The 12,041-nt window shown below is 44.1% G+C and carries 9 protein-coding genes; all 9 read right to left on the reverse strand.

Going from position 1 to position 12,041, the window contains the following annotated elements; translation table 11 throughout:
* Positions 1 to 6: 6 nt before the first annotated feature.
* Positions 7 to 939 (reverse strand): carbamate kinase, encoded by a 933-nt coding sequence (gene arcC, locus ACDD58_RS00675; protein WP_117922457.1) that lies wholly within the window; start codon positions 937 to 939, stop codon positions 7 to 9.
* A gap of 257 nt (positions 940 to 1,196) precedes the next feature.
* A complete protein-coding gene (yihA, locus tag ACDD58_RS00680; protein WP_118209677.1) occupies positions 1,197 to 1,829 on the reverse strand; it encodes a ribosome biogenesis GTP-binding protein YihA/YsxC in 633 nt (210 codons plus the stop codon).
* A 76-nt stretch (positions 1,830 to 1,905) separates the two neighbouring features.
* Positions 1,906 to 4,230, reverse strand: a complete 2,325-nt coding sequence (lon, locus tag ACDD58_RS00685) for an endopeptidase La (protein ID WP_370775018.1) — start codon at positions 4,228 to 4,230, stop codon at positions 1,906 to 1,908.
* Positions 4,223 to 5,494, reverse strand: a complete 1,272-nt coding sequence (clpX, locus tag ACDD58_RS00690; protein ID WP_117922459.1) for an ATP-dependent Clp protease ATP-binding subunit ClpX — start codon at positions 5,492 to 5,494, stop codon at positions 4,223 to 4,225. Before clpX ends, lon begins: the two co-directional genes overlap by 8 nt.
* Before the next feature lie 20 nt (positions 5,495 to 5,514).
* A complete protein-coding gene (gene clpP / locus ACDD58_RS00695; protein WP_260048015.1) occupies positions 5,515 to 6,111 on the reverse strand; it encodes an ATP-dependent Clp endopeptidase proteolytic subunit ClpP in 597 nt (198 codons plus the stop codon).
* A 102-nt stretch (positions 6,112 to 6,213) separates the two neighbouring features.
* Positions 6,214 to 7,557 (reverse strand): trigger factor, encoded by a 1,344-nt coding sequence (tig, locus tag ACDD58_RS00700; protein ID WP_118209678.1) that lies wholly within the window; start codon positions 7,555 to 7,557, stop codon positions 6,214 to 6,216.
* Positions 7,558 to 7,743: 186 nt separating this feature from the next.
* A complete protein-coding gene (locus ACDD58_RS00705) occupies positions 7,744 to 8,217 on the reverse strand; it encodes an 8-oxo-dGTP diphosphatase (protein ID WP_186900575.1) in 474 nt (157 codons plus the stop codon).
* Between the two features lie 75 nt (positions 8,218 to 8,292).
* Complete coding sequence (locus tag ACDD58_RS00710) at positions 8,293 to 10,086, reverse strand: ABC transporter ATP-binding protein (protein ID WP_370775022.1); 1,794 nt, start codon at positions 10,084 to 10,086, stop codon at positions 8,293 to 8,295.
* A complete protein-coding gene (locus ACDD58_RS00715; RefSeq protein WP_370775024.1) occupies positions 10,086 to 11,816 on the reverse strand; it encodes an ABC transporter ATP-binding protein in 1,731 nt (576 codons plus the stop codon). Before ACDD58_RS00715 ends, ACDD58_RS00710 begins: the two co-directional genes overlap by 1 nt.
* Positions 11,817 to 12,041: the final 225 nt, after the last annotated feature.

The following is a 12,041-nucleotide window of genomic DNA, read 5'->3' on the forward strand; positions in this document are numbered from 1 at the left end:
TTCTTATTATTTTGTGATCATCGTACCCGGTCCACCACTCACATAGGTGCCGTCTTTGTTCAGCTTTGTAATAAGTACGGAACGGATTGCGGAATCTCCAATAAAATCGATGGCAGCCTGAATCTTAGGCAGCATATCATCTTCTCCGAACTGGCCTTCTTCCATGTACCGTTTTGCTTCTGCAACCGTCATGGTGGAAAGTGCTTTTTCATTCTCTGTGCCATAATTCAGACATACGTTATCCACACTTGTTAAAATGACTAACATGTCAGCATCTAAAAGTTCTGCTAATTTTCCTGCTGCAAGGTCTTTCTCGATCACTGCGCTGGCACCTTTTAAATTATTATCCTGTGAAAGCACCGGAATACCGCCGCCGCCACATGCAACAACAACCTGATCTGCATCGGATAATGCACGGATCGCATCGATCTCAACGATGTCCATTGGCTTCGGAGCTGCAACAATACGGCGGAAACCGCCTTCTACTGCAGTGACATGATTTCCTTTTTTCTCCTCTGCCTCAGCCTCTTCCTCTGTCATCACACGTCCGATCACCTTGCTTGGCTTATAAAAAGCCTCATCATACGGATCTACGACAACCTGCGTTAAAACTGTTGAAACCGTTTTATAAATTCCTTTATTGAGCAGTTCAGCACGGATAGCATTCTGTAAATCGTAACCGATGTATCCCTGACTCATTGCAGAACATACAGACATTGGCGTAGCGGTATACTCCGGATATAATCTGCAGAACTCATTCATTGCTGTATGGATCATACCAACCTGTGGTCCGTTACTGTGTGTAATGACTACCTGATAATCATCGCGGATAAAATCAGCAACCGCTTTTGCAGTGCGTTTTGTTGCCTCTTTCTGCTCCGGTAATGTGGTACCAAGTGCTTCATGACCAAGTGCTATTACGATTTTTTTCTTTTTCATGGCTATCCTCCGATACTGACTCTTCGTCATAGTGATTATTTTAGCATGAACCTTTTTCAGGCGCAATGTAAAAGGAGTTTGCTTCCTGTTAAGATTTTCTGCTTTTTGTAAAATTTATAGTTTCAGCATACCATATTCTTACATATTTTTAAATAAAAGAATATGCTCTTTGCGTACATTCTTTTATCCTGAACAATAGAATGCACGCTCTGCAAACATTCTATTGGCATGAATAAATGTATAACTCCGCGAACATTTTATTTTTCTTCCTGCGCTGCATTTTCATCCTGTAATGCATCTTCCTGCGGCAGCACGAATGAATCGATCAGCTCCCAGATCTCATCGCGTCCCTGCTTCGTCTCAGCGGAAAACGGAATGATCGTGGTGCCCGGCTGCACATTTAAGCCTTCGCGGATTGCTTTGACATTTTTCTGGATCTGGCTTCGTTTGATCTTATCGAGTTTGGTCGCAATGATGATCGGTGCAAATCCCTGATATACCATCCACTCATACATCATCCTGTCGTTTGCGGAGGGATCGTGGCGGATATCGATCAGGAGAAATACTGCTTTTAACTGTTTGGACGTGTGCAGGTAATTCTCAATCATTTTTCCCCATTTAGCCTTTACTTCCTCGGATGCTTTTGCGTAACCATATCCCGGTAGATCCACAAGATACATGGCATCGTTGATATTGTAAAAGTTAATGGTCTGTGTTTTTCCCGGCTGGGCAGAAGTACGTGCTAACGCTTTACGGTTCATCAGCGCATTGATCAGGGATGATTTTCCAACGTTTGACTTTCCTGCAAAAGCCACTTCCGCATACGCGGTATCCGGCACTTTGCTGGTCACACCGCAGACAATTTCCAGATTTACATTTTTTATTACCATGTTATTCTCCTCATTGTTATCTTCATTCACTTGCTATGATTTCTAAAACTTTCTTTTCATTTGCCGGCAGAAAATCTTATTTTTGTTTTTTCACAAACGCCACTTCCAGTACATCCTGCATTTTTTCCACAAATACAAGTTCTAAGCCTTTTTTGATCTCCGCAGAAATTTCCTCTACGTCCTTCTCATTTTTCTTCGGAATGCAGATCGTTTTGATCCCGGCATTTTTTGCAGCAAGGATTTTTTCTTTTAATCCACCGATCGGGAGCACTCTTCCACGCAGTGTGATCTCACCTGTCATCGCAACATCCGCACGTACCGGAGTCTGTGTGATTGCGGAAAGCATTGCCGTTGCCATCGTGATACCTGCAGACGGCCCATCTTTTGGCACCGCGCCTTCCGGAATGTGGATATGGATATCATTTTCCTGGAAAAACTTTTTCGGGATGTGATATTCTTCCCCTACTGAACGGATATAGCTTAACCCCGCCTGCGCTGACTCTTTCATGACGTCTCCAAGCTGTCCGGTAAGCTGTACCTCACCTTTGCCCGGCATTACATTGACCTCGATCTCAAGTGTATCACCGCCAACGCTCGTCCAAGCCAGTCCGCGCACGATTCCAACCTCGTCCGTCTCGTTTTTCATATCAAATGTATATTTTTCTTTTCCAAGATATTTTTCCACATTCTGACCTGTAACTTTTACGCATTTTGCTTCAGATTCATATACTTCCCTTGCAGCTTTTCTTGCAATTTCAGACAGTCTGCGCTCTAAATTACGCACTCCTGCTTCCCTTGTATAACCGGAAATGATCTTTTGCAGCGCACGGTCACTGATCTTTAACTGTTCCGGCTTTAAACCGTTTTTCTCTTTTACTTTCGGCAGCAAATGCTCTTTTGCAATATGGAACTTCTCATTTTCCGTATAACTGCTCACCTCGATCAGTTCCATACGGTCAAGCAGCGGACGCGGGATATCCTGTACAGAGTTCGCTGTTGCGATAAAAAGCACCTCAGACAGATCAATCGGAACTTCGATATAATGATCGCGGAACTTACAGTTCTGCTCTGCATCGAGCACCTCAAGCATAGCGGATGCGGTATCCCCCTTATAATCACTGCTCATCTTATCGATCTCATCAAGCAGCATCAGAGGATTTTTCACGCCCGCACTGCGCAGTCCGTTTACGATACGTCCCGGCATCGCACCAACATAAGTTTTTCTGTGTCCGCGGATCTCAGCCTCATCACGCACACCGCCCAAACTGATGCGCACATATTTTTTATCAAGTGCGCGTGCCACTGACCTTGCAATACTTGTCTTACCGGTACCAGGCGGCCCGACTAAACATACGATTGGGCTCTCTCCTTTTTTTGTCAGATTACGGACGGCAAGGAACTCTAACATACGCTCTTTTACTTTTTCAAGACCATAATGATCTTCATTTAAAATGCGCTCTGCATTTTTCAGATCCTTGTTATCATGTGATGCCTTATTCCATGGGAGTTCTAACATGGTCTCGATATAGCCGCGGCTGACCGCACTCTCCGAAGAACTTCCACTGATATTTTTAAAACGGAGGATCTCTTTTTTGATCTTCTCCTTGACCTCTTTATCTGCCTTTAATTTTTTTAACTGCTCTAAATAGGCATCCGCGTCAGACTCCGTGTTATCCTCACCAAGTTCTTCCCTTATCAGTTTCATCTGCTCACGCAGAATGTATTCCTTCTGATTCTTGTCAACACGCTTTTTTACTTTTGCCTGAAATTCATTTTTAATGGCAATGATCTCAATTTCTTTTAAAAGAAGCGCCATCAAAACTTCATAGCGCTCTGTCAGAGAAACTGCTTCTAATATTTCCTGCTTCTGTTCATAATAAAAAGGAAGATTATTGGCGATCAGATCCATAATCTTTGGCAGATTCTCTTCTTCTCTGACCTGTCTGCGCAATTCACCGCTGACACGCTGGTTGACAGACACATATTTTTCAAATGTGTCCTGCACACTGCGCACCATAGCCGTTTTTGCCTCATCTGACAACCCTTCATCGACTTCCTCACACCGCACGAGTTCAACCTCTAAAAAGTCCGTTTGAGAAACAAAAGCGGACAATTGTGCCCGCTCTGTTCCTTCGACTAAAACTCTTACGATGTTATTTTGTAATTTTATAACCTGCTTGACCTCTGCTATGATACCGATCTGATACAGATCTTCGATGCCAGGCTCTTCCTGCTCCACATCACGCTGTGCAACCAGGAAAATCTTCTGCTCATCCATCATGCTTTGCTCTACCGCATGGATCGACTTATCACGGCTCACATCAAAATGGGCGATCATCCCCGGAAGGATGACCATTCCGCGAAGCGCCACCGCAGGCATTTTCATCGTTTTATTATCCAACCTGTTTTTCCTCTATCTTTTCAAGTTCACGTTCTTCGATCGCAAGCTGCTCTTCTACCATATCTTTCGTGATCTGGCACTGTGTAATGGATTCATCCGATGGGATATGATACATCAGATCTAACGTAACAGCCTCCATGATCGCACGAAGTCCTCGTGCTCCTGTTTTACGTTCTAACGCTTTGTCTGCAATCGCCTCAAGCGCTTCTTTATCAAAGTTAAGAGCCACACCATCTAACTCAAACAGCTTCTGATACTGCTTGGTAAGTGCATTTTTCGGCTCCTGTAAAATACGGATGAGTGCATCTCTGTCAAGCATATCTAAAGATACGGTTACCGGCACACGTCCGATAAACTCAGGGATCAGTCCGAATTTTACAAAATCCTGTGGCAATGCATGTTTTAACACATCACCAATGTTATATTCTCTCCTGTCACGGATATCCGCATTAAATCCGATCGTCTTCTGATCCATTCTGGTCTCAATGATCTTTTCAAGTCCGTCAAATGCACCACCACAGATAAATAAGATATTCGTTGTATCGATCTGGATCAGTTCCTGCTGCGGATGCTTTCTTCCACCCTGCGGCGGAACAGATGCAACTGTTCCCTCTAAGATCTTTAACAGTGCCTGCTGTACACCCTCACCGGATACATCTCTGGTGATGGAAACATTTTCTGATTTTTTGGAGATCTTATCGATCTCATCGATATAGATAATTCCGCGTTGTGCACGCTCGATGTTATAGTCTGCTGCCTGAATGATCTTTAAAAGGATATTTTCAACATCCTCTCCGACATATCCGGCTTCCGTCAGTGTGGTCGCATCTGCGATCGCAAACGGAACGTTTAAGACTCTCGCTAATGTCTGGGCAAGTAATGTTTTTCCGGAACCGGTCGGTCCTAACATCAGAATGTTGCTCTTCTGAAGTTCGACACCGAGGTCATCCCCTGCCATGATTCTTTTATAATGATTATAAACAGCCACAGACAGCACTTTTTTTGCCTGATCCTGTCCAATGACATAATCATCCAAAAATGCCTTTAACTCTTCCGGCTTTAACAGATTAATCTCATCTTCCGGCTCTGCCACTTCACCTGCTGCCTCATCATTTTCTAATTCTTCATCGATAATTTCAGCACAGATATCCACACACTCGTCACAGATATATGCACCGTTTGGTCCTGCAATCAGCTTGCGAACCTGATCCTGCGTTTTCCCGCAAAAGGAACAACGGAACTTATCGTCATTTCTTCCTGCCATAATTGCTGTTTCTCCGTATTCTATCGATTTGTGATGACATCATCAATCAGACCATATGCCTTTGCTTCTTCCGCTGACATATAGTAATCACGCTCTGTATCTGCTGCGATCACATCATATGGTTTTCCGGTATTTGCAGCAAGAATCTCATTCAAACGTTTTTTCGTCTTTAAGATATTCTCTGCTGCGATCTGGATCTCTGTAGCCTGACCTTTTGCTCCGCCGGATGGCTGATGGATCATGATCTCCGCATTCGGAAGTGCAAGTCTCTTTCCTTTGGTACCTCCGGAAAGTAAGAATGCTCCCATACTTGCAGCAAGTCCGATACAGATCGTGGATACGTCACATTTGATATACTGCATTGTATCATAAATTGCAAGTCCTGCTGTTACCATTCCACCTGGGGAATTGATATATAACTGGATATCTTTTCCAGGATCTTCTGACTCTAAGAAAAGCAACTGTGCCACAGTTAAACTTGCTGTTGTCTCATTCACTTCTTCTCCGAGGAAAATGATTCTGTCTTTTAATAAACGGGAGTAAATGTCATAATTACGCTCTCCTCTGCTGGTCTGCTCAATGACGTAAGGTACTAAACTCATTTTGTTTTCCTCCAATCCTCTTTGTTTATAAAAATTTAATTATTGCTTATATGCTTAAACAGACCGGCCCGAATGAGCCAGTCTGTTGTATGTTGTCCGCTTTCGACGAAGCTTCTCTTATTCTTCTGCGTTCTCTTCAGCGTCCGCTTCTTTATCTTTCTTTGTCTTAGCCTTTGCTCTCTCTTTTACGTTTTCCATAACAAGGTCAACTGCTTTTGTTACGGAAATATCTCTCTTCATGGATTCTTTCTCAGCGTCGCCCATGTACTCTTTGAGCTTGTCTGCTTCCATGCCGTAAGCCTTTGCCATCTTCTCGATCTCAGCGTCGATCTCTTCTTCGCTTACTTCGATGTTCTCGTCTTTTGCGATCTGCTCTAATACAAGGCTGCTCTTAATACGTGTCTCAGCTTCCGGACGAACCTGCTCTTCTAATTTGTCTAATGTGAGACCGGAGAACTGCATGTACTGCTCCATGGAAAGTCCGCTCTGGGCAAGTCTCTGGGCAAATTCGTTTACCATGTTCTCGCACTGGGTTTTGATCATTGCTTCCGGAATCTCCATTGTAGATTTGTCAATGATCTTCTGGATTGCTTCATCCTCTTTTGTGCGTTTTGCTTCGTCCTCTTTCTGAACCTCTAAGTGTTTCTTTAAGTCTTCTTTGTACTCTTCTAATGTATTGAACTCAGAAACATCCTGTGCAAACTCATCGTTTAACTCCGGAAGTTCTTTTGTTTTTACTTCGTGGATCTTAACTTTGAATAATGCAGGTTTTCCTGCTAAATCTGCTGCCTGATATTTCTCCGGGAATGTAACGTTTACGTCTACTTCATCTCCGGCATTCTTTCCTACTAACTGATCTTCGAATGTATCGATGAAAGAGTGGGAACCGATCTCAAGCGGATGATTCTCGCCTTTACCGCCCTCAAATGCAACGCCATCAACGAATCCTTCGAAATCGATCACAGCGGTATCACCTTCAGCGATCGGTCTGTCTGTTACAGTAACAGTTCTGGAATTCTTCTGTCTTTCTTTCTCAAGCTCAGCTGCAAGCTCTTCATCAGATACTGTTGTATCGATTTTTGTTACCTGTACGCCTTTGTATTTACCAAGTTTTACTTCCGGTCTTACAGCAACCTCTGCTGTGAAGATGAAAGGTTTGCCAGCTTCGATCTGTACCACTTCGATAGAAGGTCTTGAAACAACATCTGCGCCGCTCTCTTCTACTGCCTGTGCGTAATTCTCCTGAATCAGAGTATTAGCAGCCTCCTCATAGAATACACCTGCTCCGTACATTTTCTCGATCATCTTTCTCGGCACTTTACCTTTACGGAAACCAGGAATGCTGATCTTTCCTTTCTCTTTCATATATGCAGCCTGGATCGCATCCTCTACCTTCTCTGCTGCAACTTCAATTGTGAGTTTTGCCATGTTCTTTTCTAAATTTTCCACCTGTACACTCATTATTACTCATTTCCTCCTTCAAACTTTATATGAATACTTGATGTACTTTTTTCCGTTCATTTCAATCTATGTTCCTGTCGAGCACCCCCGTTTTTCAAGGGTTTCGCCTGTCTTTCGGAAAAAAGGGCGTACTACGACTATCACAGTCATTTTAGGATTATAACACACTGTGTGGGAAAATTCCAGTTATTTTTGAATTTTTCCGGCAATGATGAGTTTTTTATCGACCAGTGTATCGCCTTCATACACCAATTTCAGTGAAAAATATTCCTCACACTCATCCAAAAGCCGCAGGAATATTTTGTCACCTTCCCACAGTTTCAGGTCTTTGATCTTCTTTTTCGAAACCCAGACAAGTTCTCCCTCGTCGCAGTCAGTCATCTCCCCGGTAAACTGGTCTGCCGTAAATAAGTGCATATATTCGGTACCCCACTCGTTGGAAATAAAGGTAATGACGCCACGCGGGCGGTAAGATGTCAGGGTAAGACCTGTCTCTTCCTTTACCTCCCGCAGCATACATTCCTCCGGCATTTCCCCCGCTTCAAACTTGCCGCCGACACCGATCCACTTGTCATGATTTAGGTCGTTTTCCTTTTTTACCCGGTGCAGCATCAGATAACAGTCATCTTTTTCGATATAACAAAGTGTGGTTAAAAACATCGCATCCTCCTGTAGAAATTTTCTGTTTCGTTTTTGCTGCCGTTCACACCTACTGTGTGAGCAGCAAATATTTTTTTACTCCTGCAGACCCGCAAACTGCGCCATATAAAGTTTATAATAAGCGCCCTTTTTCTCCATCAGCTCTGCCGGACTTCCCTGTTCTAAAATACCTCCCTGGTCGATCACAAAAATGCGGTCTGCGTTCTGGATCGTGGAAAGTCTGTGTGCGATCACAAAACTGGTTCTGCCGGAGAGCAATGCCTCGATTCCCTGCTGCACTAAAAGCTCCGTATGTGTATCAATGCTGGACGTTGCCTCATCTAAGATCAGGATTTTCGGCATGGAGATCATGGTTCTCGCAAACGCAATAAGCTGCCTTTGTCCGATAGAAAGTCCTGCCCCATGTTCTTTTAATTCCGTGTCATAACCTTTTTCCATTTTCATAATGAAATCATGCGCATTGACTGCCTTTGCAGCCGCAATCATTTCTTCATCTGTCGCATCTAATTTCCCATATAAAATGTTGTCACGGACTGTTCCGTGAAAGATAAAATTATCCTGCGTCATAACACCCATCTGACGCCTTAAGCTCTCAATGGAAACCTTTGTCAGATCGTAACCATCCACTAAAATTTTGCCGTCTTCAATGTCATAAAAACGGCTGATCAGATTAACGATCGTTGTTTTTCCTGCTCCGGTCGGTCCTACCAGTGCGATCGTCTCACCCGGTTTTACAGAAAAACTGACATCAGAGAGTACCTTTGTCTCCGCCGGTGTTCCCTTATCATAAGTAAAACTTACATGTGAAAATTCAACACTTCCCTCTATATCCGGCAGCTCTGTCACATCCTTTGCGTCCACAATGTCAGCGTCGGTATCTAAGATATCAAAAATACGCTCTGCCGCTGTAAGATTTGTGACAAGATTGTTATAAAAATTGCTCAAGTTCATGATCGGGTTCCAGAACATATTGATATAAGTTCCGAATGCAACCAGAAGTCCGACCGATACTTTTTCAAATCCCAGAAAACGGATGCCGACCAGATAAAGCATCATCGCACCAAATCCCCAGCAGAAATCAATGACCGGGCCAAACATGTCAGCGTAAGTTACCGCATCCACAAATGATCTCTGATGTTCGTCCGTCAGTCCTTCAAAAATCTCCTGTGTCTCATCTTCTGCCGCAAAACTCTGAACCACATTCATTCCGGCAATATCCTCATGCACATAAGCATTTAAGTTTGATGCCTTTTTCCGGAATATCTGCCAGCGTTTGTGGGATGCCGTCTGTACAAACCAGATCCCCGCGATCATAAGCGGGATCGTAGAGAGTGATGCAAGCGCAAGCCGCCAGTCTTTTACCAGCATGATCACGACAACCCCGACTACCGTCACAAATTCCGGCACCATCGTCGTGACCACATTGACCAGCACATCTTTTAAAGAATTGACATCCCCGATGATACGCGCAAGGATTTTTCCGGTCGGTCTGCTGTCAAAAAATGAAAATGACAGCGTCTGAATGTGCTCATACAGATCCTGACGGATTTTTAGTAAAATCTTGTTGGAAATCACCGCCATCGCATACATCCGGAGTTTTACCATCACAATAAAAATCAGGTTTAACACCAGCGCAAAGATTCCTAGTCTGATCAATCCATGCAGATCGGACTGCGCAATATAGTAATCGATCGCTTCCTCGATCAAAAGCGGGTTTACCAGTGAAATCGCCACCGTAACCCCCATACAGAATAACACGGCAATAATCGTGCCTTTATATGCAAGCAGATAGGAAAACAGCCGCCGCATGATCTTTTTCTTGTCGGTATTTTCCATAAATTCATCTTCGCGATATGAATTGACTGCCATTACATCGCCTCCCCTCCTAAGAACGTGCCGTACTGTGCCATGTAAGTCTCATAATAAAGGCCACGCTTTTTTAGCAGTTCCTGATGTGTTCCACGCTCCGCGATCCTGCCGTCTTTCAGATAGATGATCTCATCTGCATGACAAACCGCAGAGATACGGTGCGCAATGATCATTTTCGTTGTATCTTTTAATTCATTTAATGTTTTCTGGATCTCATGTTCCGTCTCCATATCCAGCGCAGACGTGGAATCGTCTAAGATCAGGATCGGCGCCTGTTTCGCGATCGCACGCGCAATACTGATACGCTGCTTTTGTCCGCCGGAAAGCCCGACACCGCGCTCACCGATGACGGTCGCATACTGTTCATCCATTTTTTCAATGAAATCCTTTGCCTGTGCACAGTCTGCCGCTCTGCGGATCTCATCGAACGGCATTACCTTTCGCTTCCCCATCTTGATATTTTCCTCGATCGTGTCGGAAAACAGAAATACATCCTGCAATACAACAGAAATACTGCTGCGAAGCTGTTTTAAAGAAAGTTTCCGCACATCCGTGCCATCCACTTTTACAGCGCCGTCCGACACATCATAAAAACGCTGCAGCAGATTGACGATTGAGGATTTTCCTGAACCGGTCGCACCCATGATTCCGATGGTTTTTCCTGCCGGAACCGTAAAGTTAATATCAGAAAGGATATTTTTTCCCTCAATGGAAAATGAAACATGTTCGAAAGAAATGTCCCCTTTTACCTGTTCTAACACGACAGGCTGTTCCTCATCTTTGATCATCGCCGTCTCCCCGTAAATCTTCTTGATCTTCTTATAAGAAGCAACGGCAGAGGACAAATCATTCGTCAGCCAGCCGAGCATCTCCATCGGCCAGGTGCAGTTTCTGCTGTACTCTACAAATGCAACAAGTGCTCCAAGTGTCATATTTCCATGCATCACGGAAATACCACCCAGGATCGTCATTGCAACCGGCAGTGCTTTTCCCACAAACTGGAAATACGGATAGTATTTCACTAATACTTTAGACTGACTGATATTCAAGTCATAATAGCGTTTATTGTGTGACAGGAACTTCTCAATTTCAAATTTCTCCCTGGCAAATGCCTTTACGGTACGCACACCTGCAAGATTCTCCTCTGCAACCGTGGTCAGCACCGCATTTTCCTCACTGATATCCTCGTAAATTTTATCCAGTTTCCGCTCCATGATGATCGCGATCGCACCGCAGGAAATCATCGTCACAAGCGGTATCAGCGCCAGTTTCCAGTTCAGATGAAACATACAGTAGAGCACCATGCTCACATGGATGACGACCTCGATCGTCAGCATGCCGACATATCCCATCGCATTCCAGATCTTGTCAACATCATCCTTGACTCTCGCCATCAGTTCTCCGGTGTTCGTATTGTCAAAATAATTCATCGACAATGTCTGAATGTGCCGGAACAGATCCTTACGGATCTGTGCGCCGATCTTAGAACTTAAGACGTCAAACGAAAACTCTTTGCAGTATCCAAAGATGCAGCGTCCGATCCCAACCGCAACGATTCCCACCAGAAGCCCGGTGAGCAGTTCCATTTTCCCGCCGATGATGACCTCATCCACGATCCGCTGTGTGATCTGTGGATAAACCATATCCAGTCCGGTCGCTATAATCATGGAACATATTGCGAACAAATACCCATACCAGTAATGTCCGATATATGTATGTAACTTTTTCATAAATTCTTTTTATACCTCCTACTTTTCCCCTATTACAATCCCCGGTCTCTGACATATTTTTGTACCGTGACGCACCACTCTGACAGCCGCCTGCACGCTTCACAAGCAGCCCCCTTAGCACAAAAAAATCCCGCGGTGTCATATCTCACCACGGGAAGTATGTCAAAAAACATTCTATTTACTTTTGCATGAATTTATGCCAGCGTAACAGAATTAACCGAGGTA

The sequence above is a fragment of the Roseburia sp. genome, assembly GCF_041325975.1.
GTDB classification, from domain to species: Bacteria; Bacillota; Clostridia; order Lachnospirales; family Lachnospiraceae; genus Roseburia; species Roseburia rectibacter.

Bases quoted from the DNA above. Each gene is read 5' to 3' on its own strand.
- tig (WP_118209678.1), bottom strand. From the start codon at position 7,557: ATGAGTGTACAGGTGGAAAATTTAGAAAAGAACATGGCAAAACTCACA.
- ACDD58_RS00710 (WP_370775022.1), bottom strand. From the start codon at position 10,086: ATGGCAGTCAATTCATATCGCGAAGATGAATTTATGGAAAATACCGAC.
- clpX (WP_117922459.1), bottom strand. From the start codon at position 5,494: ATGGCAGGAAGAAATGACGATAAGTTCCGTTGTTCCTTTTGCGGGAAA.
- yihA (WP_118209677.1), bottom strand. From the start codon at position 1,829: ATGGTAATAAAAAATGTAAATCTGGAAATTGTCTGCGGTGTGACCAGC.
- ACDD58_RS00715 (WP_370775024.1), bottom strand. From the start codon at position 11,816: ATGAAAAAGTTACATACATATATCGGACATTACTGGTATGGGTATTTG.
- arcC (WP_117922457.1), bottom strand. From the start codon at position 939: ATGAAAAAGAAAAAAATCGTAATAGCACTTGGTCATGAAGCACTTGGT.
- ACDD58_RS00705 (WP_186900575.1), bottom strand. From the start codon at position 8,217: ATGTTTTTAACCACACTTTGTTATATCGAAAAAGATGACTGTTATCTG.